A 24,050-nucleotide genomic window follows, 5' to 3' on the forward strand; every position below is an offset into this window, starting at 1 on the left:
AGGAGCTGGTGGCCGCCGGGGAGATCGGTCCGGTTCGGCCGGGCTTCGAGCCGTTCTGAACGCCTGGCGGCCGCGGGCGTTGTTTGCCGGAGAATTCCGGACCGGGGCCAAAGGGGCGCGCGGCAGGGAAGACTGGCGGCGTGTCAGATTTACGAACGGCCGTGGACCGCACGCTGGAGCGTTGTGAGGCGGCGTGGACGCCGGACGTCGAACGGTGGTCGGCGCGCGCCGGAGAGGACCCGGAGAGCTGGCTTCCGTCGGCGGCCGGACTGCTGCGCGCCTCCTGGAACGAGGGCGGCCGTGACTGCGCGGTCGCGGCACTGGCGGTCATGGAGTACGCCCTCGACGTAGGGGCGCGGCAGGACGAGCGGCGGCCTCGCTGGGTGCTGCATCTGTGGCTGGCCGAGCGCACGCTGGCGTTGCGCTTCGATGACCACCGACTGTCGGACGACGTCCACCACCATCTCGCCGCCCAGACCCAGGGCCGGCCGGCGGACGATCCGGTGGCCGTCGCGGCGAGATATCCGGAGGAGCCCTCGCCGCGCCACTTCGAGCCGCCCCGGCCGTCGCATCCGCACGCCGAGCTGCTGGCCGAATCGCTGCCCGAGGACGACCTGGTCCGGCCCTGTCTGCTGACCAGGCTGACCCAGACCGCGATCTTCCGCCTGGAGTCCGGTGACAGGTCCGTGCTGGAGGACGCCGGGCGGTGGGCCGAGGCCGCGTTCGCCGGGATCTCGGCCGACCATGTGGAGGCCGGTGCCGTCAGCTGCACCGCGGTCCACGTGGCGCTGACACGCTTTCGCGACCGGCCGGCCGACGCGGCGGGCATCCGGCTGGCGCTGAGGGCCGGCCGCTCGGCGCTGCGGGCGGTCGAGCACGCCCGGCGCCACGGCACCCGCGTGGTAGACGACGAGGCCGCCTCGGCCCATCTCATGTTCTCCCTCGCCCTCACCGCGTCCCTGCCGCGCAACCCGGACGAGGAGGTGGTCCACGAGGCCATCGCGCAGCTGGAGGCGTACCGGGCCTGCGCGCCGCCCGACGACAACGGGATGTACGCCGGGAACATGCCCGCGCTGCTGGCCGCGCGGGCCGTCTTCACCGGGTCGGTCGACGACCTTCGGCGCTCGGACGAACTGTGGGCGGCGCTGCAGCGGGACCTGCCCCCGGAGCACCCCCTGCTGCCGCATGTCATCCAGAAGCGGGCGATGTGCGCCAAGATGGAACAGCTGGTCAAGCGGTCGCCGTTCAATTTCACGCGGCTTCTCAAGCTGGCGCTGCCGTTCCTGGGACCGCTGCTGAGCGGGGTGCAGTTGCCGCCCATGCAGATGTACGTACCGCCGGGGCGGCCCGGTGTGCGCTCCCCCGGTCCGGGCCCGGAGGACTTCGCCCCCTTCACCGGTGTCGCACGGCCCGCCACGGCGGACGCGCCGCCGAGTCGCGCCGGGCACGCCGCGGTCGCATGGCCGCCCGCGCCGCCCGAGGACACCGGGCCGTCGGAGCCCGCGTCGAAGGAGGACCTCGAAGGCCTGCCGCCGGACGTCGTCGCCGCGCGCGCCGCCCTGCTCGGCAACGGCGTCAGCGATCCGCGCCGACTGGCTCTCGCCGTGGACCAGTTGGAGGCCGTGCTCACCGGGCCGCTGTCCGACGGGCGGCGGGGCCACTTCGCCAGCGTCCTCGTGCAACTGATGGTCGCGCGGTTCACCTTCAGCGAGGACCCGGAACACCTGGAGCGGGCCGTACGCCGCGGCGACGAGCAACTGGCCCTGCTCTCACCCACCAGCGCGCGGTACGAGGAGCTGCTCTGCGCGGTCGAGACGCACCGGATCGCCCACGGGACACTGCACCAGGACATGCCGACGATCGCCCGCGCCTGCGACGGGCTGGCCTGGGCGGTACGGCGGTTCCCGGAGATGTCCGCGAGCTGGCTGGGCTGCGTCATCCCGTACGCGCACGCCCTGGCCCTGCTGTCCTGGATGCGCCGGGACGTGGCCGGGACCCAGGAGGCGGCACGGCTCACCGATCTCGCGGCGCGCGGTCTCGAAGCCCTGCCGGAGCGGCCGGAGTACTCGCCCGAGCTGGCCGAGCTGCGCGAGCTGCTCCGTCCCGCCCTGGCCACGGTCGCCGAGGGCGTCCGCCGTGCCCACGACGCCGTGACCTGGTACCGCTACGGCGACGAGGAACCCGTCTCGTGGGACCCGGCGGCCGACCGGGTGCTGCCGCCGCAGGCCCGGTTCGACAAAGCGCGCAACGCCCTCGGTGAGGCGGTGGAGCGCCACGACTGGGCCCTGGCGACGGACGCCGCCGAGGCCGCGCTCCAGGCGCTGCCGCTGATCGTGTCGCAGGCGCTGAACCGTGACGACCGCCAGGCCATGCTGCGCACCGCGCTGCTCGGCCGCCGCTATCCGGGACCGGCCGGCACCCGGCGCTCCACCGACCTCCCGGACCGGCTCGCCGGTACGAGCCTGGCCCGCACCGCGTGCGCCGTGGCGCTCGCCGCGGGCCGTACAGAGCAGGCCGCGGCGCTGCTGGAGCAGGGGCGGGCGGTGCTGATGGGGCAGGACATCCAGGTCCGCAGCGATGTCTCCGACCTGGCCGCCGTCCATCCCGGGACGGCGCGCGAGTTCACCGCCCTGGCCCACCGGCTGCGGGAGGCGGAGAAGCCGGTGGCGCCGGACGGCCTTGGCCCACAGCCGTCGGCCGGCGGCGAGGCCGCGCGGATCCGTGAGCAGCACGCGGTGGCCGAGGAGTGGCAGCGGCTGCTGGGGCGGATCCGGGGACTGAACGGGTTCGAGCACTTCCTGCTGCCGCCGAGCGCCGAGCAGATGCGGCACGAGGCGAAGGAGGGGCCGATCGTGCTGATCAACATCGACCGGCTGCGCTCCGATGCCCTCGTGGTCACGGCCGGGGGCATCGGCCTCGTCCCTCTCGACGTCACCGAGGGGCAGCTCGCGCACACCGCTCGGCGTTTCCTCGCGGCGGTCTCGGTGGGGGCCGGTGAATCGCCCGCCCGTCGCAAGGAGGCCGCCGAGACGACCTTCGCCACCCTCGAATGGCTGTGGGACGCGATCGCGGAACCGGTTCTCACGGCGGCGGGCCTGACGCGGCCGCTCCCCGAGGGCGTCCCGCGCGAGGCGGTGCCCAGGCTGTGGTGGTCGGCGTCCGGGCCGCTGGCTCATCTGCCGCTGCACGCCGCCGGTCATCACCGGGCGGCCGCGCCGGGCGCCGGGCGCTCGGTGCTGGACCGCGTCGCCTCCTCGTACACGCCGAGCATCAGGGCCCTGCGGCACGCCCGGCAGGCCGCGGCGCCGGGCGGGGGCGCCGGGCCCTTCCTGGCGGTTCGGCGGCCCACCGGTGCCGGCGGCCGGGACGGCGCGTCCGTGGCCGAGGTGGCGGCGATGGCCCGCACCCTGGGCGCGCTGCGTACCGTGCAGGGGCCGGACGCGACGGTCGAACGGGTTCTCGCGGAGCTGTCCTCCGCGGCCACCGTGCATTTCGCGTGTCACGGCCTCAGCGACGCCGAGGACCCCTCCAGGAGCCATCTGGAGCTGGCCGACGGGCCGCTCGGGGTGCTGGAAGTGGCCCGCAGGCATCTGCCGAACGCCCAGCTCGCCGTCCTGCTGGCCTGTCACACGACGCGCACGGACCGGCTCCCCGACGAGGCCGTCCATCTGACGTCGGCGTTCCAGACGGCCGGATATCCGCAGGTGGTGGGCGCGCTGTGGGAAGCGACGGATCTGGTGTCGGTGCGGCTGACGCGACGTCTGTACCGCTCTCTGCGCACGTACGGCACCGGACTCGACGTCACCGACACCGCGCGGGCCGTGCACGAGATCGTCCGTGCGCTGCGGACACGGCACTCCGACGCACCGCGCATCTGGGCGCCGTACGTCCACACCGGGCGCTGACGGACGACGAGCCGAACGAAAGGACGACGGTGTGAGCACATCGGACAACGCGGCCGTGGTCGACCCCGAGACGGCCGAGGCGGCGTGTCTGGCGCTGGGGCTGATGCTGGAGGAGTGGCGGCTGCCGCGGCAGCAGTGGGAGGTGGAGGTCGCCGACCTGCTCGACAGGCTGTCGGCGGCCGTCGCCGCCGGGGACGCGGCGGCGTTGGACACGCTGACCGTCGAGCTGGACGAGCTGTCGGACAGCCGGGTCGCCCGGATCGAGGGCCCCCAGGACCCGCCTCCGCAGGACGCCAAGGTGCCGTTGCCGGAGCCGTATCGCGAGCGAGTGGTCGCCCTCGTGCACGCGCTCGACCCGGACTCCCCGCCCGGCGGCCCGCTGCCCGCCCGGGCCGAGCGGAACTGACGGGCGACGCGATGCTGTCGCTGCTCGCCAATGTCGCGATCGGTCTGCTGACCAGCCTGGTCGGGCTCGGACTGGGCTCGTTGTGGGAGCGGGGACGCCACAGAAGGGCGCTGTACCGCAAGGCCGCCTTCTTCGGCACCCGGCCGGGCGAGCACTGCGTGATCGTCGTCGGCACCAAGCACGGGCAGCCGGGGACGACCCAGCAGCGGGATCTGCGGGCGGTCGTCGAACTGACCGTGCTGCTGAGCGAACTGGGCTGCCGGGTCAGCGTGGAGTCGGGCGACCTGCGCGGCAGCAACGGCGACCGGGCCGAGTTCTGCGTCGGCGGGCCGATCGGCGGATCCAATCCGCGGACCGGCGGCCATCTCACCGCCCATCTGCCCGGGTTGACGATCACACCGTTCAGCGAACGCCCCGACTCGGTGGCGATCGTGGTCGGCGGGGAGAGCTACTACTTCGATCGGGGGCATCAGGAGTACGCGGTGGTCGCCAAGTTCACCCCGCCGGAGTCGAGCCGGCCGGTGCTGCTGGTGTGCGGTCAGAGTTCGGTGGCGAACCAGGCGGCGGTCCACTTCCTGCGGCGCGAGTACGCGCGGGTGGCGACGTCGGTCACCTCGGTGGACCGCTACTGCCTGCTGGTGAAGGTCTCCCACATAGACGTCTACTCGTTCCACCGCTCGGAGCTGGAGAGGGACGTGTCGGTGGAGGCGTTCACGACGGCCGGCTGAGCGCCTGGACGATACGGAGCACCGGGTCCCGCGCCTGGACATGAAGGGAGCACCCGGCCCCCCGCGCCGGGTGATCCTGGTGCCCTCGGGCCGTAGGGCGGCCCGAGGGGGCGAGCGGAGGGGCCGAGGGGCCGCTCAGATCCCGGAGTACTTGAGGGCCGGGTCGAGCACCGTCAGCGTCTCGATGTACCGCCGGATCTTGCGGTTCGCCTTGATGCCGAAGGAGCCGAGGTTGCGTCCGACGCCGAGCAGGATCTCCCGGTGGTCGCCCCGGTTCCACATGTACATGTGCACCGCGGACTTCTGGATCTCGGCTCCCCGGCCGCCGAGCAACGCCATCACGGCGAAGTCGGGCAGATCCTCGGCCACGGTGTCGAAGACCGAGCCGCTGGGCTGCTCGAAGGTGGTGCCCGCGCCGGTGATGTTCTCGTTCCACCAGCTCACCCGCATCGCCTGGCGGAAGACGTCGGCCGCCTCCGCCATCGACAACTGGGTCCTTATCTCCACCGGTGACTTGGCCATGCGCTGTGCTCCCTGCTAGGTGTGTCCGCGCAGTTCGTCGTCCCTGCGCCGCTTGCTCTGATCGCTGTTCTTGTCGCGTGGGGGCAGGTAGCCCCTGCCCGGCCCGCCCTACTTGTCCTCGAAGACCTTCTCGCTGAACCGGTAGCGCTGACCGCTGTCGATCCAGTTCTTGCAGGCGGGGTTGCGGCACTCGTAGACGACCCACGAGCCCATCGGCTGTCGCTGTTCGCTCTTGACGCTCATGCGCTGCCGGCAGACCTGGCAGCTGCGGCCCTTGGCCATGTCTCTTCTCTCCTGGGGAGTCGGTGGTCTCAGAAACGGGACGGAGGCAGGGGAATGAAGGGAAGGAGTTCCTCGGCGACCCAGTGGACGGGGGTCTGGAACGTCTCCCCGATCCGGATGTAGAGGTCGTACAGCGTGTCCGCCGTCACCCAGTCGAAGCGGGCCCGCGTGGGGTCGGTGTCGCTGGTCGGCGCGTCGACGACGGCCACGAAACGGCCGTCAGGGGCGGCTGCCGCGTAGACGACGTTGGAGTCCGGGGCCCCGGTGATCCGTGCGATACGGCGCGACTCCCCCGGTGCCAGGGGCGCGATCCGTGCCTCCCCCGCAGCCGGCCGCGGCCGCCCCAGGAGCCAGGGCTCGGAGCGGTTCTCCTGCCAGAACCGCCAGTCGTCGGCGGACAGCCTGCTGTTGGGCACCCCGTTCGCCCGGAAGAACTCCAGCGCGGCCATCCGTACGGCGTCGTAGGCCGGGCTGCCGAAGTCGGAGCCGACCAGGTTCCACACCGTGCGGGCGGCGCCGAAGAGAGCGAAGCCGCCGGCGGGCAGTACGGCGTCCGCGAGCGCGCGGGCGAAGCCCTCCGGGTCCGACTGCGCGAACGGCAGGAACGGGGCCTGGAGTTCGGACCAGACGTCCGAGGCGTCGATGTCGGTGCCGACGGGGTCGAACTCGAAGCGGCCGAACCGCTCCATACGCGCCACCACATCGGCCGGCAGCCGTGTGGCGCGAGGCGTCCGGGGGAACAAGGCCATGGTCTTCTCCTGGCACAAGAGCAGGAACCGGCCGATGCGGGCGCACCGGAGCCGGGCGCAACCTGTGTAACAAGGGACGGAGTTCGGCCTCAACGGTTCTCCGGCGAACCGGACCATCTCCGGAAAACGGGACCGGGACGCGGCGTCGGCCCTGTGCGAGACTCGGCGGCGACTTCGGCGGCAAAGGCGCTGCCGAGAAGGGGAGTTGAGCACGATGGGGCGTCCGCAGAAGGAGATCGTCCTGGACGGGTCACCGACCCGGCTCTTCGCGTACTGGCTTCGGGACCTGCGCGGATCGGCCGGCTTCACACTGGTCCAGCTGGCCCGCCGCACCGGGTTCAGCAAGACGACCGTGAGCGACGCCATGCGCGGCGAGAGCCATCCCAGCCGTCCGGTCACACTGGCGATCGTCCGGGCGTGCGGGGGCGATGTGCCGCGGTGGGGCGTGTTCTGGTCGCAGGTGCGCCGGGCCCTGGACCCCGACTGTCCGGACGGCCTGGCCGAGGTCACCCCGCCGCCGTGGGAGGACACGGCGGGCCGGGCGGGCGGTGTGCATGCCGAGCACTGCCCGGCGGACTGCGGGCGCACCGAGCCGCACGGCTGGTACACGGAGTCCGTGTCCACGCTGCTGCGGCTGGACACCCCCACGCCCGAGGCGCTGGAGCGCAGGGTCGTGGTCGCCACCTGCGACGGTCTGGCCCGGATCCCGGTCGGCGTCAGCGTGCCCCGGCGCGCGGGGGACACCACTCCGGGGCACGGGCTGGAGACGTCCGTCGTCCAGGGCGGACGGCTGGAGGACGAGGGGCCGCGGTACGAGAGCTACTTCGAGCGCGCGCTCGTGCTGCCGGCGCCGCTGAGGGCCGGGACGCGGCATGTGTACGAGGTGCGGCTGCGGATTCCTCCGGCCCAGCCGATGGCGCCGCACTTCGTGCATGTCCCGCTGACCCGCAGTGAGCACTTCCGGCTGCGGGTCCGCTTCGACCGGGCGCGGCCGCCGCGCGCGGTGTGGCGGCTGGCGGGGGTGCCGACGGCCGTCATCTACGAGCGGAACCCCGGTGCCCCGGTCCTGCGCCCGGACGAACGGGGCCTGGTGGAAGCCGAGTTCAAGGCAATGAAGGTGGGCTACGGTTACGGGCTGTGCTGGCGGGAGTCGGGCGCGGGATAGTCCCCTGCGGTGTGCAGTCTGGCGCGGACCTGCTCGGCGTCGGGATGGTGCAGTTCCTCGAACAGGCCGAGGGCCTCCTGCCGGAGGGCCGTCACCTCCTTGTCCCGGCCGAGTTCCGCGTGGGCGTCCGCGAGGTGGTCCAGAGCGTGGGCCTCGCGGTAGCGGTCGCCCAGGGCGCGGTCGAGGTCCAGGGAGAGCTCGTAGTGGCCGATCGCGGCGTCGGGCCGGCCGAGGCCCTGTTCGGCGCGGCCCATGCCGATCAGGATGCCGGCCTGCCCGTCGAGGTGGCCGAGCCGGGTGTAGAGGACCAGGGCGCGGCGGGCGTGCCCGAGGGCGACCGTGTGCTCGCCGAGGCGTTCCCACTGCTGTGCCACAGAGGTGAGGCCGTCGGCGAGGGCGAGGGGGTCTCCGGTGCGCTCCGCCATGGCGAGGGCGAGCCGGGCGTGGGGCAGTGCCCGGCGGGGGTCGCCGCGAGAGGCGTGGACCCGGACCAGGGACAGGCGTGCCTCCCTGACGCCCTCGTCGTCGCTCAGGCGGCGGCAGGTGCGCAGGGCCTCGTACAGCAGGGGGAGCGCCTCCTCGGCGCGGTGCAGCCGCGAGAGGGCGTCGGCGAGCCGCCGGGTGGCGGTGGCACGGGCGGCGTCGTCCGAGGCCCGGTCCGCGGCGTCACGGGCCAGGGCGTGCACGGCGGCCCGCTGCGCGCGGCGGCCGGAACGGCGCAGATGGACGGCGCAGGCGTCGGCCAGCCGCCAGGCGTACGGTTCCAGGCCCGGTGTCGCGGCCGCCTGGGCGATGACGGCCTGGAGCGAGGACAGCTCCGCCTCGAACCAGCCGGTCGCGCCGGCGCGGTCGTCGATCTGCGGCTGCCCGGCGGATGGCTCCGGTGTCTCGCCGGCCGTCGGACGCCAGGGTTCGAGACGGTGGTCGGCCAGGCGCGCGGTGTCCAGGTAGTGCCGCAGCATCCGTTCGGTGGCGTCCCGGCGCTCCTGGGGCGGGCCGCTGTCGAGGAGTTCCACGGCGTAGAGCCGGAGCAGGTCGTGCAGGGTGTAGCGGCCGGGGGTGTGCTCGCGGACGAGGTAGGCGGCGGTGAGGCTGTCGAGGAGCGCGGTGGGCGGGTCGTGGGTACCGATGAGGCCCGCGCAGGCCAAGGCGTCGATCTCGGGTCCGGGGTGGCAGCCCAGGAGCCGGAAGAGACGGGCGGCGGGCGGCGGGAGCAGCGCGTACGAACCGTGGAAGACGGTCCGCAGGTCGTCGTCCGCGTCCTGCGTGCCGAACAGCTCCAACGGCCGGCGGTTGCGGCGCAGTTCGCGGACGAGCGCGCCGACCGAGCCGGGGGGCGCGGCGGCCGTGCGGGCGGCGGCGACGCTCAGGGCGAGCGGCAGCCGGGCGCACAGGTCGACGAGTTCGTCGGCCTCGCGCGGTTCCAGGGCGACCCGCTCGGCGCCCATCTGCCGTTCCAGGAGGGTGCGGGCGGCGTAGCGGGGCAGTACGTCGAGGGCGATGCGCAGGGCGCCTTCGCGTACGACCAGGCCGTCGAGGCGGTTGCGGCTGGTGACGACGGCGACGGAGCCGGAGTCGCAGGGCAGGAGCGGCCGTACCTGGTCGGTGGAGCGGGCGTTGTCCAGCACCATGAGCACACGGCGCCCGGCGAGCAGGGTGCGCAGCAGCCCGGAGGCGACGGCGGTGTCCGTCGGCACGGCGGCGGGGGTGACGCCGAGGGCCTGGAGGAAGCCGTGCAGTGCCTCGCCCGGGTCGACGACCGCGTCGCCGCCGTAGCCTCGGAGATCGATGTAGAACTGACCGTCCGGGAAGTGGGTTTGTGCGCGGTGGGCCCAGTGCAGGGCGAGCGCGGTCTTGCCGACGCCGCCGGTGCCCTCGACGACGGCCACGCGGGCACCGCCGGTGACGCGGTCGGCGGGCGGGCTCCGTAACGCGTCCATCCGGGCGAGTTCGGCGTCGCGGCCGACGAACACCGGGTGGCTCAGGGGCAGTTGCCGTGGGGTGGGGGCGGCTGGGGTCCGGGCTGCCTGGGCGCGGGCGGCGGTGGGGCGCAGCCGCCGGGCGGCGTCGGCCTCGTCCCGCAAGGTGGCCAGCCGGCCGGCCTCCGCGCCCGGAATACCCAGCGCGTCCAGGAGTGCGTCGAACACGACGCTGCCGGGCAGGGTGGTGCCGTTGAGGTAGGCGTACAGGCTGCTGGTGGAGACGTTGAGGCGTCCGGCGAGTTCTCGCCGGTCCAGTGTTCTGCCGGAGCGCTTCTCGGCCTGGAGGACGGCACGGGTCAGTTCGACCGCGAGTCGCTGTGTCGATGCCGGTGCGTCCTCGTCGGGTGACCAGGTGGCTTCGTTCACCGCCGTTCCTCCGCGCAGAGTCCCACGGCTCCGCTCCGCGCGGATCCAGACGTTTCCAGTGTGCTCCAGAGCGGCGGGCGCCCGGACCGATCCGCGTGTTTGCCTGCGGTTTCCACGCCGAGGGGATATCGGCCCTCGGCCTGCCGCAGGAGGACGACAGCCGTGCAGACCCACTGAACGCCGTACCGCGCCCGCCCCGGCCCTCCATGTCCGCCGACAGGACGTGGAGGGCCGATCCGTGCCCGTGGTCAGCCGGCCGTGCCGGGGCGGACACAGCCGAGTACGGTGGCGGCGGCCGCGGCCCAGGTGTAGCGGGCGGCCATGGCGTCGCGGAGTTCGGCTGCGTCACGGAAGGCGGCCTCGGGATTGCGCACGACGGCGTGGACGGCCCGCGCCCAGGTCTGGACGTCGGCCTTGCGGGAGCCTCGCGCGCCTTCCACGTCGACCACGGCCCGGTCGGCGACCGGCAGCTTCTGGGCGCGCAGCAGCATGCCCAGTCCGCTGCGGCCGCTGACCAGCACGGGCACTCCCGCGGCGATCGCCTCCGCGCCCGCCAGACCGAACGCCTCCGCGCGCGAGGGCATGAGAACCAGAGTGGCGCGGGCCAGGTCGTTCCTGATCCGCCGGGGATCGGCGGAGTAGCTGCGGGGCACGACGTCGACCGCGGAGTTGCCCACCCACTTCCTGACCTGAGCCGCCAGCGTGTCGGCCTCACCGACGGGCACCCCGCGTACGAACAGATGCCACGAGCCGGGACCGGCCGCGTGGGGAGCCGCCCTGCCCACCGCGCGGGCGGCGATGTCCAGCCCCTTCAGATCGGCGTCGTCGAGCCGGCCCAGCAGCAGGATCTGCGGGATCTCCCCCGGTCTCGGCGGAGTCGCCGACGCCCCGCCGTCGAAGCCCGGGTCGATGCGGACGGGTGCGGCGAGGTCCTCGTACTCGGGGGTGCGGAGGTGGGGCCACAGCGCCCGTTCCAGCCGGTGGCCGACCGGCATCGGGTGCAGCGCGCCGCGGCAGAGCCCGAGTTCCAGATCCGTGCGCTGCTCCGCGCGAACGGCCAAGTCCCCCTCGGCCTGGGGTTTGTAGGCCTCCGCCTGATCCGGCTCGACGTGCAGGAAGTGCAGGCGCGCGGCGTTCTTGAAGTAGCGCTCGACGAGTACCCTGGCCGCCGGTCCGGTGACCCTGCCGTGCCCGATGACGAGATCGGGCACGAACCCGTCGGCGAACTCCGGGGGCGCCGACAGCGCCGCGTCCCTGCTGAGCCCCGGCTGTGCGACGCCGACGAGCCGCACCCCGCATCTCGCCGCGTCGGCCCGCTCCTCCTCGCCGACGGTCTCGACCATGACACGGACGTCCGCGCCCTGCCCGGCGAGCGCGGTGCACAGTTTGCTGTTGAACGAGCTCAGGCCCCCGCGCGCCGGGAACCACTCGTCGGCGACGACCAGCACCCGCACCGGCCGCCCCGGCTCGAACCGGGGATCACCCACGCCGGACTGCTTCAGCCGGGCGAGGATGTCGTTCAGCCACCACAGGAACGACGAGGAGAAGTGCCGGTCGCGCTCCGCCACGGCCCCGCCGTCGAGGCCCGAGGCCGCGAGGGCCGTACGCGCGTTCTCCCAGTTGCCGTCCACCGCGTCATGGACGTAGTGGGCCTCCTCGGTCGAGGGCAGTTCGCGGTCCGTGAGGGCGCCGTGCGCCCGCACGACGGCCAGCGGTCCCGTCGATCCTGCGGCCCTGGCTTCCGCCAGCCAGCGATACGCCCGGTGCTGGTGACGGATCGCCGTCACATGCATCAAGTAGCGGACGAAGTACGGCATCTCCGGGTCGCCCGCGTCGGACCACGCGCAGGCGCTGAGCCGGCCCTCCGCACCGGCCCCGGCGAGCAACCGCACCAGCCGCCGCGGGTCCGCATCGCCGCCGCGTTCCGGTTCCAGCACGTCCACGCCGGCCGGAGCGCCCCGCGCCGCTCGGCCCAACTCGATCGTCACCGAGCCCAGATGGCACTCTCCGAGCGGGCCGGTGATCGCCTCCAGCCGCTCGCGCAACCCGGACCACTCCCGGCCCGGACCCGCGCCGAGCAGGACCGACAGATTGAGGATCTCCTTGTGCCGGCGCAGGATCGCCTGGTCGAGCCGGTCGGCGGACTGCACACCCGCCACCGCGACCGAGCCGTGCTCCGGCGGGCCGGGCAGCAGGTCCGGCACCAGGACGGGCAGCGCGGCGTACAACTCCGTGTCCGCGTGCTGGAGTTCACGGAAACGCCGCCATATCTCCCGCACCGAGGACAGCCCTTCCTCGACACGTACGCCGTCCAGCGGGACGAAGAGGTGGACCGCGACCTCCTGCTCGGTGACCTGACCTTCAGTCAGCTCATACCCCGTCATCTCTCGCTCGGGCACGTGCCGGTACACCCCCGTCTCGCGTCGCCGCTCCCGGCGCACTCGCTACAGTTGAGTTCATGCAGTCTAGGTCGGATTCACCCGGTACAGGCATCGACGCCGCATTGCTCGACCGGGCTCCGCGACGTCACCATATGGCGCCTTCCCCCTGCCGCCTGGACGCGTCCCGCCGCCGCGGTCGAGGCGCTCGCCGCCGCGTGGGAGTCCGGGGACGGAGTCGCTCTCGGCAGGGCCGTGTCCCGGCTCGAAGTCCTCAGCCCGAACCGGGCGGACCCCATCGTCGACCCTGCCGACGTGCCGCCGCCGCAGCCCCTCAGGGAGCGGCTCACCTCCCTGGTCCACATCATCGCCGACCCCGGCGAGGGCACGGCCGGGAAGGCCGACGGCGACGACGAGCGGCACTGAGGCCGGGCCACCCACCGCCGTGAAACCGTTCGTTCTTCGTCGGCCGCGTCTCGCACTGGCGTTGTGGCGCGCCCGCCGGGCCACCGTCGACGGCCGCTTCCCGCGCCGCACGGACCGGGCCGTCGGCCTCCTCGAAACCGCCCTCGGGTCCGCCGGGCGGGAGCACCGGGTGGCACTGCTGGAGGGGATCGCCGCACTGCACACCGAGTCGGCCCGACGCGGCGGAGGCCCGGCCGCGGCGGAACGGTCCGTGGAGGCGCTGCGGCGGGCTCTGGCCGAGGTGGGAGGGGATGAGGCGGCACCCCACGAAGGGCCACGGCACGAGAGGCCACGCCACGAGGCGCCGCCGAACGAGCCGGGCCCGGACGAGGCGGTGATCCTCGCCCAACTCGCCGACGCGCAAGAAGCGTTGTACGGGATGACAGGCGACAGCGACCGTCTGCGGGAAGCCGTCGCCACGGCGCGCCTGGCGGCGGAGCGCGCCCCGGACGACCCGCTGACCCTGATCATGGTCCTGACGTCGGTGGCCGGACTGCTGCTGCGCGCCGGATCCGACCTCGCCGACCCCGCGCTCCTCGAGGAGACCGTCACGTTGGTCGAGAAGTCGCTCGCCGCGGGCGGCGGTTCACCGCTGCAGCTCGCCCAGGCCCACCGGCTGCTGTACGAGCACGACGGCGAGGCCGGGACGCTCGCCCGGGCCGAGACCGCGGCACGCGACGCGGTGGCGCGGTGCGAGGAGCACGGGCTGGACGCGGCCGACGAGTACGCCGAACTCACCCAGGTGCTGCGCTACCGCTTCGGCGATACCGGCGATCCGGGCCTGGCGCGCGAGGCCGCCGCCGCGGCACGCGAGGCACTGGCGCGGACGGCCGAGGGCGACGAGGAGCGCTCCAAGCGGGCCTGTCTGCTGGCGGGCGCCCTGACCGAGTGCCACTACGCCGGAGACCCTGGGGCGCTCACCGAGGCGGTCGCCGTCGTCCGCGAGGCCACGGCCGCCGAGGCCGCGACGCTGGATCTGGAGTCGGCGGGCGGGGACGGTGCCACCGTCGCCGGAACGCAGGGCGCCTCCGCCGCGCGCGGAACCGACGCCGACAACACGGCAATCGGTACCCTCGTGGCAGGGGACCACTCCGCCACACGAGGCAGCCACACCGACGGCACGGCGATCCGAACGTCCGAACCCCGACCCGCACCCGCCCCCGCCCCCGCCCCCGCCTCAGGCGACCCGCGCTCCGACGTATGGCAGATCGCCGCCGCGGTGCTGTGCGCCTGGGCGGAGCAGCACGAGGACAGCGACGTGGCGGAGGAGGCCGAGGAGGCGGCGCGGACCGCGCTGGTCCTGGCCGGGGCCGACGACCAGCGGCGCGCCGTCGCGCGCGACACCCTCTCCGACGTGCTGCGCTGCCGCTACTGGCTGAGCGAGGACCCGGAGCTGCTGACCGAGGCGATCCGGTACGGCGAGGCAGCGGCCGCCACGGAGACCGGCCCGCCCGGCGACCGGGCCGGACGCATCGGCAACCTCGGTGTCCTGCTGCTCCTGCGACACGAGGAGACCGGCTCGCCGAGGGACCTGGACTCGGCGATCGGCCGGTACGCCGATGCCCTCGCCCTGCTGGCCGACGACCACCCCGACGCCGGGATGCACTTCACCAACCTGGGCTCAGCCCTGGCCGCCCGGACCCGGCTGCACGGCGCCGCGGACGAACTGGACGAGGCGATCGCCGCCGGCCGGGCCGCCGTACGCGGCGGCGGTCCCGCCCACCAGCGGGCGCTGCGGCTGAGCAACCTGGGCGGGGAGCTGTACCAGCGCTACACCCGCGACGGTGACCTCGCCGACCTGGACGAGGACATCGACCTCCAGCGCGAGGCCCTGCGCCTGGTCCCGCGTGACCACCCCGACCGTCCCGGCCTGCTCGGCAATCTGGCCACCGCCCTCACGGAACGCCACGAGGTGCTGGGCGTCCACGGCGACCTGTCGGAGGCCCTCGCGCTTCTGGAGCAGGCGATGGCGGCCGGGCCGGCGCCCCGGCGGCTCGCGACGCTCGCGGGCGCCCATGGCCTGGCGCTGCACGCGCACCACGGCGTGACCGGTGACCAGGACACCCTGGAGCGGGCCCTCGTCAGTCTGCGCACGGCCGTGGCGAGCACCGCGCCCGCCGATCCGCATCTGCCGCTCCTGCTCGCCAATCTGGCCACCTCGCTCAGGGACTCGTCGCTGAGGGACGTATCGTCGAGGGACGCGTCGACGCATCGCACGGCCGCCGCCACGGAGGCGGTGGACACGGCGCGTGCCGCCCTGATGACGCTCGACGACGGCTGGCGGGCCACAGCGGTACGGGGCAGTCTGCTGCTCACCCTGGCCGCCCGGTCCGGCGAGGGGGACCTCGACGAGGCCGTGCTGCTGGCCCGCCGTGTGGTCGCGGACACCTCACCGGACGACCCCGACCTGGCCCGCTCGCTGGCCAACCTCGCCTATGTACTGAACCTGCGGCACGAGGCCGACGACGGGGCCGACGACCAGGAGGACACACACGACCTCGAGAGACCCACCGACCCAACAGACGAACCCGACGCCCAGGAATCCGCCGACCTCGCGGAGGCGCACGACGCTCTGCGGGCCGCCGCGCTGACCGGGACCGGCCCCGCCGGCATCCGGCTGAACGCGGCCCGCGGCTGGGGCAGGCTCGCGGCGCGCAGGGGCGACGCGCGAGCCGCCGCGGAGGCCTTCGCCCTCGGCGTGGAGCTGCTGCCGGACGCCACGCCCCGGCGGCTGGAACGGCCGGACGCCCAGCGACGGCTCGCCGAGGCCGCAGGACTGGCGAGCGACGCCGCCGCGATGTGCCTGGCCTGCGGCGATCCCGAGCGTGCGCTCAGCCTGCTGGAACTCGGCCGTGGGGTGCTCCTCGGCCGCCTCTCGGGCATCCGTGCCGACCTCGCGGAACTCCACGACGCCGATGACGCTCTCGCCCGGCGGTTCGAGGAACTGCGCGAGGCGCTCGACCGGCTGGACCACCCCCCGCTGCCCCTGCCGGACCAGCCGGCCGCGACGCGGAGCACCGGCCGGGAGCGGGAACGCCGCCGGGACCTGGAGGCCGAACTCGAGCTGGTCGTACGCCGGATCAGGGCGCTGCCCGGCCAGGCCGGGTTCCAGCGGCCGCCCTCGGTCGCCTCGCTGCTCGCCGAGGCCGAGCACGGTCCGGTCGTCGTGGTCAACGTCAGTGAGTACCGCTGCGACGCGCTGCTGCTCACCGCCGAGGGACTGCGGCACGTGCCGCTGGACGACCTCGACGCCGACGAACTGGAGCGCGCGGCGGACGTGTTCCACACGGACGTGGTCACCGCGCTCGACACCCGGGCCGCCCAGGAGGACGTCGACGCGGCCAACGAGCGTGTCGTCACGACACTCGACCTGCTGTGGCGGGAGGTGGCCGCCCCCGTCCTCGCCGAACTGCGGGTGCCCCATCCGGACACCCGGGTCTGGTGGGTGCCGACACAGGCGCTGTGCCGACTGCCGCTGCACGCCGCGACGGCGGCCCCGCACGCCACGCGGTCACCGCCGGACGGCACGGCCGCGGAGCCGCCCGCCGACCGCGCGACGTCCCCGGGCACCGTGGCGGACGGCACGCCGGGGCTGCCGGAGTCGCTGGTGGACCGGACCGTTTCCTCGTACACGCCGACGGTCACCGCGTTGCACCACGCGCGGGCCCGTGGCGCGGCGCCGCAGCACGCGGTGGCAGCCGTCGTGCACGCCGATGTGCGCCGGCCCGGACTCGCGGAGCTGCCCGCCGCGCTCCGCGAGGCCCGGGCCGCCGCGGACCGGCTGGGTGTCGAACCGCTGGACCTCGCCGAGTGCGAACGCGCCCTCCTCATCGACGCGTTGGTCACCTGCACTCATCTGCATCTGGCGCTGCACGCGGTGGCGGACCAGAGCGACCCGGGTGCCAGCAGGTTCCTGCTGCCGGACCTCGACCTGACGTTCGCCGAGATCGCCGCGCGCCGGGGCGGCTGGGGGCGTCTCGCGTATCTCTCGGCGTGCGAGACGACGTACACGCCCCGGGACCTGGCCGACGAGGCGATCCATCTGACCTCCGCGTTCCTGCTCGTCGGGTTCTCCGGGGTGATCGGCACCCTGTGGCGGACTCCGGACGCGGTCGCCGAGACCACGGCCCGCGAGTTCTACGACGCCCTGGACGCCGTCCCCGACGAACCGGCCGTCGCCCTGGCCCGCGCCGTGCGGCTGAACCGCGTCAACTACGCCGACGACCCGGCGGCCTGGGCGGCCCACCACCACGTAGGCAGCTGAGAATCCGTCCGGCCCTGCACACCCATTGACACGATCACGTCAACATCCTCATTCTGAGAGCGCTCTCACGAAGCAACTCCCCCCACCTCGATTCCTCACGGATCCCCCACCCCGGAGGAGCTCCTATGCGTTCCCCACGACGTCTCAACACCAGGCTGTTCGTCCTCCTGGCGATCGCCTCGGCCATCGGCACGACCGTCGGCGTCACGCCCTCGACCGCCGCGGAGGAGGCCGTACCGGCCACGATTCCGCTCACGTTCACGAACAACTCCGGCCGTGGCGAGCAGATCTATCTCTACAACCTCGGCACCGACCTGGCGACGGGCCGTCAGGGCTGGGCCGACGCCGGTGGCACGTTCCACCCCTGGCCGGCGGGGCAGCCCGTGCCGGTCCCCGCGCCCGACGCCTCCATCGCGGGGCCGGGACGCGGACAGAGCCTGACGATCCGGCTGCCCAAGTTCTCCGGCCGCCTCTACTTCAGCTACGGACAGAAGCTGGTCTTCAAGCTCGCCACCGGCGGACTCGTCCAGCCCGCCGTCCAGAACCCGAGCGACCCCAACAGGAACATCCTGTTCAACTGGTCCGAGTACACGCTCAACGACTCCGGGATCTGGCTCAACAGCACCCAGGTCGACATGTTCTCCGCCCCCTACTCCGTCGGCGTCAAGCGGCCGAACGGCAGCGTCGTGAACACCGGCCGCCTCAAGCCGGGCGGCTACCGGGGCTTCTACGACTCCCTGCGCGGTCAGCCCGGCGGCTGGGGCGGGCTCATCCAGACACGCTCCGACGGCACCGTGCTGCGCGCCCTCGCCCCGGGCCACGGCATCGAGGCGGGTGCGCTGCCGACCGGTGTGATGGACGACTACATCAACCGCGTGTGGACGAAGTACGCCTCGTCGACGCTGACGGTCACACCGTTCGCGAACCAGCCCTCGGTGAAGTACTACGGCCGGGTCAGCGGCGGCGTCATGAACTTCACCAACGGCTCGGGCGCTGTCGTCACCTCGTTCCAGAAGCCCGACTCCGACAGTGTCTTCGGCTGCTACAAGCGGCTCGACGCACCCAACGACCTGGTCCGCGGCCCCATCTCCCGCACCCTGTGCGCCGGGTTCAACCGCTCCACGCTGCTCACCAACCCCAACCAGCCGGACACCTCGTCGGCCGGCTTCTACCAGGACCCGGTGACCAACCACTACGCACGCAAGATCCACGCCCAGATGGCCGACGGCAAGGCGTACGCCTTCGCCTTCGACGACGTCGGCGCCCACGAGTCGCTGGTGCACGACGGATCGCCGCAGCAGGCGTACGTCACCCTCGACCCGTTCGACTAGGGGGCGAGGAAGGCAGCGTTCCCGGCGGTGTGCCGCACACCGCCGGGGCGCGCTTCGTGGTTCAGGCCGTGAGTCGGACCGGCAGTTCGAAGAGGTCGTTCTGGGTCACCACGGGCTTGTTGCGCAGGGCCGACGCGGGCACGGCGAGGTCGAGCTCCGGGAAACGGGCGTAGAGCGCGGGCAGCGCCACCGCCGCCTCCAGCCGGGACAGCGCCGCTCCCGGGCAGACGTGCGGGCCGTGCCCGAAGGAGATGTGACGGGTGGTGATCTCGCGGGTGACGTCGAAGTCACCGGCCGTCGGGCCGTGGGCCAGCTCGTCGCGGCCTATCGCGCCGTACGACACGATCAGCGCGTCCCCGGCGGGGATCACCTTGTCGCCGACGGGCACGTCCTCGGTGGCGAACCGGATCAGGACGTGCGAGGTCGGGGTGGACCAGCGCAGCGTCTCCTCGACGACCGCCGACCACGGCACCTCTCCGGACAGCACCAGGGCGCGCTGGTCGGGATGCGTGGAGAGATTGACGATCGCGTTGACGATCAGGGAGATCGTGGTCTCGTGCCCGGCGGCGACCATCAGCTGGAGCGTGGCGACGATCTCCTCGTCGGTGAGGCGGTCGCCGTCCTCCGAGGCGAGGACGAGCGCGCTGGTCAGGTCGTTGCCCGGTGCCGCCCGCTTCGCCGCGACCGTCTCGGCCATGATCCCGGCCAGCTCGGTCAGGGTGGCGATCACCTCCTGCGGCGGGGTCTGCGTCGAGAAGAACTTCTCGAACAGCACCTTCAGCCGGGGCAGCCGGCTCTCGTCGATGCCCATCAGGTCGGCCACGACGTACATGGGCAGCGGGTAGGCGAAGGCGGCCTTGAGGTCGACGACCTCGCCGTCGGCCGGCAGGGCGTCCAGCAGGCCCTCCGTGAGTTCGGTGATCCGCCCGCGCATCTCCTCCACCCGCCGGGGCGTGAGGGCCTGGGCGACCAGGGTGCGCAGCCGCCGGTGGTCCGCGCCGTCCACGGTCAGCATCGACCGGCCCGGGTTGACCAGGCCGATCAGGGGCCAGTCCGCGGGGATCTCGCCGCGCCGCCAGGCGCTCCACCGGTCGATGTCCTTCACCAGCCGGGCGTCGGTGAGCAGGGCCTTCGCCTCGGCGTGCCGGGTGACCGCCCACATGGGAACGCCGCCGGGCAGCTCGACCGGGGCCAGCGGGCCCGCCGCGCGCAGCTTGCCGCTCTCGCCGTCCAGGTCGCTGACGAAGGGGTCCAGGGGAATGCGTACATCCGCTGTGCCGGTCGTCATGGTCAGTTGCCTCCCAGGGCAGGGGTGGGTGTGAACCGCACGGGCAGTTCCGTCAGTCCCCGCAGCCAGGGGGAGGGACGACGGGTCAGGGACTCGGCGGGTACGGCGAGATCGATGTCGGGCAGCCGGTCCAGCACGACCTCGATGGCGGTGCGGGCGATCACCTCGGCGATCTCCTGGGCCGGGAAGGGGCAGCGGTGATCGCCGTGGCCGAAGGAGAAGTGGGCGCTGTTGCCGCCGGTCAGCTCGGAGGTGTCGGTACGGATCTGCGGGTCGGCGTTGGCGCCCTGGAGGCCGAGCAGGAGCAGGTCACCGGCCTTGATGTGGCGTCCGGCGAGCTGGGTGTCCCGCGAGGTCCAGCGTCCGGCGGCGTTCTGTGTGGGGGTGTCCTCCCACAGGACCTCGTTCATGGCCTCGGCGACGCTGTGCCGCCCGCCGAACAGGGAGGCCGCGAACCGGTCGTCGGTCAGCATCAGCCGCAGCGAGTTGCCGATCCAGTCGGCGGTCGGCTGGTGGCCCGCCGCCGTCATGACCATGAGGTCCTGCATGACCTCCTCCTCGGTGAAGCCGCCGGGTGCGGCGAGCATCCGGGAGACCACGTCGTCGGCGGGCTCCGCGGCGCGCCGCGCCACCAGTTCGGCCATGGAGGTGGCCAGATGCCGTTGGCCTTCGAGGGCGCGCTCCCGGCCGTCGATCATGTCGTTGAGCGCGGTGACGAGTGTGCTGCTCCGGTCGTCGGAGAAGCCGTACAGCCTGGCGAGTACGCGGACCGGCAGCAGCATCGCGTACTGCCCCACCAGGTCGGCGGAGCCGGTCGAGCACACCGCGTCGATCAGCTCGTCCGCGAAGTGCTCGCAGTGACGGCGCAGCACCGCGGGTTCGACGCCGGCGAGGGCCTTGCCGATCATGCCTGCGCGCTCGTGATGCCGTTCGCCCACGGTGTAGAGGATCGACGGCTGGTCGCGGCCGATCATCGGCAGCAGCGGCCAGTCGGCGGGGATACTGTCCCACTGGTTCCACAGACTGGAGTCACGGCTGTAGAGCACCGGGTCGCCGGTCACCTGATGCAGTTCGCGGTAGCCGACCACCAGCCAGGCGGGGACACCGCCGTCCAGCAGGACGGGGGCCACGGGGCCGTGGTCGCGGCGTATCTCCCGGTACAGGCGGGCCGGTTCGGTCTGGAAGCGGGATCCGCTGAGCGGGACGGCGTCGGAGGTCACACGGTCTCCCGGAGGGGCGTGGCGATCGGTTCGGCCCGGTTGCCGAGCTGCTGCTGGATGTGCTGGACCAGGGTGATCAGAACCTGCTTGGCGGACTCGCGCAGGCGGGCGTCGCACTCGACGATCGGCACGCGGGGGTCGAGGTCCAGCGCCTCACGGACGTCCGCGACGTCGTGCCGGGGGCCGCCGAAGTCGTTGCAGGCCACGATGAACGGCGTGCCGTGGCGTTCCAGGCGGTCGATGGCGTACCAGGAGTCCTCGATGCGGCGGGCGTCGAGCAGGACGACGGCGCCGAGGGTGCCGGAGAACAGCCGGTCCCACAAGAACCAGAAGCGCTCCTGGCCCGGCGCCCCGAACAGGTAGAGCACATTGCGGGCGTCGAGGCTGATGCGCCCGAAGTCGAAGGCCACGGTGGTGGCCGTCTTCCCACGTACCTCGCTGATGTCGTCGACGCTCTCGCCGGCCTGCGTCATCGTCTCCTCGGTGTTGAGGGGACGGATCTCGCTGACGGACCGGACCATGGTCGTCTTGCCGACGCCGAACCCGCCGACGACGACGATCTTCAGACCGTTGTCGGCGGAGGCACGCAGCGGGGTGCGGGTGTCAGAGGCTGCGGAGTCCAACGAGCACCTGCTCCAGGAGGTCGGGGTCGGGAAGGGCGGAGGTACGGGGGTGGCGCGCGCTGACGCGTCCCGCGTCGTGGAGGTCGGACAGGAGGATCCTGGTGATGCTCACCGGCAGGCCCAGCTCCGCGGCGATCTCCACCACGGCCGTGGGTGCCCCGGCCATGCGCAGGATCGCCTTGTGCTCCGACTGCATGCCGGGCGCCGGTTCGCTCTCCGCCACCACCAGGGTGACCAGGTCGAACGGGCTGTCCGGCGCGGAACGGCTGCGGCCTCCGGTCAGGGTGTAGAGGCGGTCCGGGGCGTCGTCCCTGCCGGGTCGCCTCATGAGGTGCGCGGCTGGGCGGTCAGGTGCTCTCCGAGCTGCTCCACCAGTTCGCTCATGTTGTGCCCGACCAGGCCCGGTTCGGCGTCCTCGGTGGTCACCACCGCGAGGTGGGCGCCGTCACCGGCCTCGACGATGAACAGGGTGCCGCCGTAGAACTCCGTCATCGACGTCCGCACTCCACCGCTGCCGTCGCCGAACTCGACGGACGCGCCGTGCGACAAGGACTGGATGCCGGCCGCGATGGCCGCGAGCTGATCCGCCTGATCGACCGTCAGCTCGCCGGTGCGGCAGAGTTTCAGTCCGTCCCGGGACAGCACGAGTGCGTGCCGAGCGCCCGGCGTGCGCTCCAGGAGCCCTTCGATCAGCCAGGTGAGCTTCTCGTCGACGGTGGTGCCGGTCATGAGGTGGTGTCGCCTTCCGGGTCGGAGGAGGTCGCCCGGGGGGTGGGGGCGTGGGAACGGGTGGCTGCGTCGGGGCCGTGGGAAGGGGGCGCCGCGTCGGGGCCGTCGGGCGGTCCCGGGATCCGGTGCTGTCCGGTGCTCTCCGAGGCGGACTCGGCCGAGCGGATCGCGCGGCGGAACTCCCCGAAGCGCGTCGCCCTGGTCCTGATGTCCTCGGCCGCGCCGGTGCGCGGCGCGTCGGCCTGCGGCACGGCGCGGGACCGTTCGGCGGCGGCGAGGGTACGTCCGCGGCGGCGCTTCGGCAGGCCGCCCGGCGAGCGCACGGGCTGCTCGGTCTCGCTCCGGGCCGGCTCGTGCTGTTCGGCGACCTCGGTGCCGACGGCGGGCACGGCCGCCCGCGCCGCGGGCGCCTTGGCGTCCGGGGCGGGGAGCCGGACCGCGGGCGCCTGGGTGAGGATGTCCTGGGGGATCAGCGCGAGAACGCCGGTGCCGCCGCGGGCCGAGGGACGGAAGGAGATCTTCAGCCCGTGCTTGCGGGCCAGCCGGCCGACCACCGCCAGCCCCAGCCGGGTGCCGGTGAGGCCGCCCAGCTCGGACATGTCGCCGGCGACGGCCTGCTCCGCCCGGCGCAGCTGGATGTCGCTCATGACGAGCCCGGAGTCCTCGACGGAGACGATGACCCCGGCCGGTACCTCTTCGACGTAGACGTGCACCTCGGCGCTGGGCGGCGAGAAGTTGGCGGCGTTGTCCAGGATCTCGGCCAGCGCGTGCATGACGCCCTCCGCCGCGTGGCCGACGACCGCCGTGCCGGTCACCGCGTGCAGTCGGACGCGCTGGTAGCCGCTGATCCGTCCCATCGCGCCGCGCAGGACCGACTCCATGGCGATGGGGCGCGCCCAGCGACGGCCGGTGCGGGCGCCGGTGAGCACGGCGACGGAGTCGGCGAGACGGCCGGCCTGGGCGGTGCGGTGGTCGAGGTGCAGCAGGTCGGCGAGCACGTCCTCGTCGCTGTGCCGTTCCTCCATCGCCCTGAGGTCCGCCAGGGTGCCGGTGGCGAGCGCCTGCATCCGGGCGGCGGCGTTGGCGGTCGCGGAGAGGGCGGCGGCACGGTCGGACACGGCACGGTCCGCCTCGGCGGACAGGCTGCGCACCTCGTCCTCCAGTCGGGCGCGCTCGGCCTCGGCCTGGCGGACCAGTCCTTCCCGTTCCCGGGCGGACTCGGCGAGCAGCGCGGCCCGTTCGGCCTCGGTCCGCCGGGCCAGTTCGTCGCGTTCGCGGGCCAGTTGGGCGAGCAGCGCGGCGCGTTCGGTGTCGGCTGACCGTGTCTCGCGTTGCCGTTCCTGCTGCCACTGGGCGGTGAGGCTCGCGTGCGCGCCGGCCAGCCTGGCTGCCTCCTCCTCCAGCGTCCGCGTCCGGGCGCGGGCCGACCGCGCGGCACGCAGTCCGTGCACGGCGACGGTGACGGCGACGCACAGCACGACCGCGGCCACGCCACCGCCCCATCCCACGGGTGCCCGAGCGGACAGCGGTAGGGCGGAGACCGCCCAGCCGACGGCGGCGGCCGACACGACCGCGGTCGTCGCCGCGGTGAGGAGCAGTGGCTTCACGGCCGGTTGATCGCCGGAAAGGGCGTACGCGGTCATCAGT

General features: G+C 73.4%; 18 protein-coding genes. 7 read left to right on the top strand and 11 right to left on the bottom strand.

Translation table 11 applies throughout. The features are described from left to right. Positions 1-140 precede the first annotated feature (140 nt). Genes ACZ6SQ_RS17150 through ACZ6SQ_RS17160 form a run of 3 tightly spaced genes read left to right on the top strand, consistent with a single transcriptional unit; the run spans position 141 to position 5,039 of the window. Complete coding sequence (locus ACZ6SQ_RS17150) at positions 141-3,905, top strand: CHAT domain-containing protein (protein WP_469562355.1); 3,765 nt, start codon at positions 141-143, stop codon at positions 3,903-3,905. Positions 3,906-3,936: 31 nt separating this feature from the next. Further along, complete coding sequence (locus tag ACZ6SQ_RS17155; protein ID WP_469562356.1) at positions 3,937-4,311, top strand: CATRA system-associated protein; 375 nt, start codon at positions 3,937-3,939, stop codon at positions 4,309-4,311. 11 nt (positions 4,312-4,322) lie between these two features. Next, complete coding sequence (locus ACZ6SQ_RS17160) at positions 4,323-5,039, top strand: hypothetical protein (protein WP_469562359.1); 717 nt, start codon at positions 4,323-4,325, stop codon at positions 5,037-5,039. Positions 5,040-5,174: 135 nt separating this feature from the next. Here the strand turns inward: ACZ6SQ_RS17160 and ACZ6SQ_RS17165 are convergent, their stop codons facing one another. The 3 genes from ACZ6SQ_RS17165 to ACZ6SQ_RS17175 form a co-directional block, all read right to left on the bottom strand. Then, positions 5,175-5,561, bottom strand: a complete 387-nt coding sequence (locus ACZ6SQ_RS17165) for a hypothetical protein (RefSeq protein WP_469562361.1) — start codon at positions 5,559-5,561, stop codon at positions 5,175-5,177. 108 nt (positions 5,562-5,669) lie between these two features. Further along, positions 5,670-5,843 (bottom strand): hypothetical protein, encoded by a 174-nt coding sequence (locus ACZ6SQ_RS17170; protein WP_381084933.1) that lies wholly within the window; start codon positions 5,841-5,843, stop codon positions 5,670-5,672. A gap of 29 nt (positions 5,844-5,872) precedes the next feature. Further along, positions 5,873-6,592: a hypothetical protein gene (locus ACZ6SQ_RS17175; protein WP_469562364.1), complete on the bottom strand. Its 720-nt coding sequence runs from the start codon at positions 6,590-6,592 to the stop codon at positions 5,873-5,875. A gap of 214 nt (positions 6,593-6,806) precedes the next feature. Here ACZ6SQ_RS17175 and ACZ6SQ_RS17180 point away from each other — a divergent pair, with 214 nt between their 5' ends. Then, positions 6,807-7,757 carry a helix-turn-helix domain-containing protein gene (locus tag ACZ6SQ_RS17180; protein ID WP_469562367.1) on the top strand — a complete coding sequence of 317 codons (951 nt, stop codon included), beginning with the start codon at positions 6,807-6,809 and terminating at the stop codon, positions 7,755-7,757. Here the strand turns inward: ACZ6SQ_RS17180 and ACZ6SQ_RS17185 are convergent. Together ACZ6SQ_RS17185 and ACZ6SQ_RS17190 are read right to left on the bottom strand one after the other, a co-directional pair. Further along, entirely contained in the window at positions 7,721-10,105 is a 2,385-nt protein-coding gene (locus ACZ6SQ_RS17185; protein ID WP_469562370.1) for an ATP-binding protein, read from the bottom strand. The genes ACZ6SQ_RS17180 and ACZ6SQ_RS17185 overlap by 37 nt on opposite strands. 248 nt (positions 10,106-10,353) lie before the next feature. Then, positions 10,354-12,504 (bottom strand): CATRA conflict system CASPASE/TPR repeat-associated protein, encoded by a 2,151-nt coding sequence (locus tag ACZ6SQ_RS17190; protein ID WP_469562373.1) that lies wholly within the window; start codon positions 12,502-12,504, stop codon positions 10,354-10,356. Between ACZ6SQ_RS17190 and ACZ6SQ_RS17195 the strand changes: the two genes are divergently transcribed. From ACZ6SQ_RS17195 to ACZ6SQ_RS17205, 3 genes are all read left to right on the top strand, one after another. Further along, on the top strand, positions 12,505-12,909 hold the full coding sequence (locus ACZ6SQ_RS17195; RefSeq protein WP_469562375.1) for a CATRA system-associated protein: 405 nt from the start codon (positions 12,505-12,507) through the stop codon (positions 12,907-12,909). A gap of 19 nt (positions 12,910-12,928) precedes the next feature. Then, positions 12,929-17,212, top strand: coding sequence for a CHAT domain-containing protein (locus tag ACZ6SQ_RS17200; RefSeq protein ID WP_469562378.1), 4,284 nt, complete (start codon positions 12,929-12,931; stop codon positions 17,210-17,212). Positions 17,213-17,337: 125 nt separating this feature from the next. Continuing rightward, positions 17,338-18,543: a glycoside hydrolase family 64 protein gene (locus ACZ6SQ_RS17205; RefSeq protein WP_469562380.1), complete on the top strand. Its 1,206-nt coding sequence runs from the start codon at positions 17,338-17,340 to the stop codon at positions 18,541-18,543. A gap of 61 nt (positions 18,544-18,604) precedes the next feature. Here ACZ6SQ_RS17205 and ACZ6SQ_RS17210 read toward each other — a convergent pair whose 3' ends face one another. The 6 genes from ACZ6SQ_RS17210 to ACZ6SQ_RS17235 are packed head-to-tail and all read right to left on the bottom strand — an operon-like array spanning position 18,605 to position 24,046. Next, positions 18,605-19,831 (bottom strand): cytochrome P450 family protein, encoded by a 1,227-nt coding sequence (locus tag ACZ6SQ_RS17210; RefSeq protein WP_469562383.1) that lies wholly within the window; start codon positions 19,829-19,831, stop codon positions 18,605-18,607. A gap of 2 nt (positions 19,832-19,833) precedes the next feature. Beyond that, entirely contained in the window at positions 19,834-21,051 is a 1,218-nt protein-coding gene (locus ACZ6SQ_RS17215) for a cytochrome P450 (RefSeq protein ID WP_469562385.1), read from the bottom strand. Further along, positions 21,048-21,674 carry a GTP-binding protein gene (locus ACZ6SQ_RS17220; protein ID WP_469562388.1) on the bottom strand — a complete coding sequence of 209 codons (627 nt, stop codon included), beginning with the start codon at positions 21,672-21,674 and terminating at the stop codon, positions 21,048-21,050. The genes ACZ6SQ_RS17215 and ACZ6SQ_RS17220 overlap by 4 nt, the downstream gene beginning before the upstream one ends. Beyond that, the gene (locus ACZ6SQ_RS17225; protein WP_469562391.1) at positions 21,655-22,002 is read right to left on the bottom strand and encodes a DUF742 domain-containing protein; all 348 of its coding nucleotides are present in this window, start codon (positions 22,000-22,002) and stop codon (positions 21,655-21,657) included. Before ACZ6SQ_RS17225 ends, ACZ6SQ_RS17220 begins: the two co-directional genes overlap by 20 nt. Then, on the bottom strand, positions 21,999-22,403 hold the full coding sequence (locus tag ACZ6SQ_RS17230) for a roadblock/LC7 domain-containing protein (RefSeq protein WP_389334816.1): 405 nt from the start codon (positions 22,401-22,403) through the stop codon (positions 21,999-22,001). The genes ACZ6SQ_RS17225 and ACZ6SQ_RS17230 overlap by 4 nt, the downstream gene beginning before the upstream one ends. Then, entirely contained in the window at positions 22,400-24,046 is a 1,647-nt protein-coding gene (locus ACZ6SQ_RS17235; RefSeq protein ID WP_469562394.1) for a sensor histidine kinase, read from the bottom strand. Before ACZ6SQ_RS17235 ends, ACZ6SQ_RS17230 begins: the two co-directional genes overlap by 4 nt. Positions 24,047-24,050: the final 4 nt, after the last annotated feature.

Source organism: Streptomyces sp. NPDC048600 (genome assembly GCF_055587025.1).

Excerpts from the sequence above, each read along its gene's own strand:
- ACZ6SQ_RS17160 (WP_469562359.1), top strand. The coding sequence starts at position 4,323 with ATGCTGTCGCTGCTCGCCAATGTCGCGATCGGTCTGCTGACCAGCCTG.
- ACZ6SQ_RS17165 (WP_469562361.1), bottom strand. The coding sequence starts at position 5,561 with ATGGCCAAGTCACCGGTGGAGATAAGGACCCAGTTGTCGATGGCGGAG.
- ACZ6SQ_RS17170 (WP_381084933.1), bottom strand. The coding sequence starts at position 5,843 with ATGGCCAAGGGCCGCAGCTGCCAGGTCTGCCGGCAGCGCATGAGCGTC.
- ACZ6SQ_RS17175 (WP_469562364.1), bottom strand. The coding sequence starts at position 6,592 with ATGGCCTTGTTCCCCCGGACGCCTCGCGCCACACGGCTGCCGGCCGAT.
- ACZ6SQ_RS17180 (WP_469562367.1), top strand. The coding sequence starts at position 6,807 with ATGGGGCGTCCGCAGAAGGAGATCGTCCTGGACGGGTCACCGACCCGG.
- ACZ6SQ_RS17205 (WP_469562380.1), top strand. The coding sequence starts at position 17,338 with ATGCGTTCCCCACGACGTCTCAACACCAGGCTGTTCGTCCTCCTGGCG.
- ACZ6SQ_RS17210 (WP_469562383.1), bottom strand. The coding sequence starts at position 19,831 with ATGACGACCGGCACAGCGGATGTACGCATTCCCCTGGACCCCTTCGTC.
- ACZ6SQ_RS17225 (WP_469562391.1), bottom strand. The coding sequence starts at position 22,002 with ATGAGGCGACCCGGCAGGGACGACGCCCCGGACCGCCTCTACACCCTG.
- ACZ6SQ_RS17230 (WP_389334816.1), bottom strand. The coding sequence starts at position 22,403 with ATGACCGGCACCACCGTCGACGAGAAGCTCACCTGGCTGATCGAAGGG.
- ACZ6SQ_RS17235 (WP_469562394.1), bottom strand. The coding sequence starts at position 24,046 with ATGACCGCGTACGCCCTTTCCGGCGATCAACCGGCCGTGAAGCCACTG.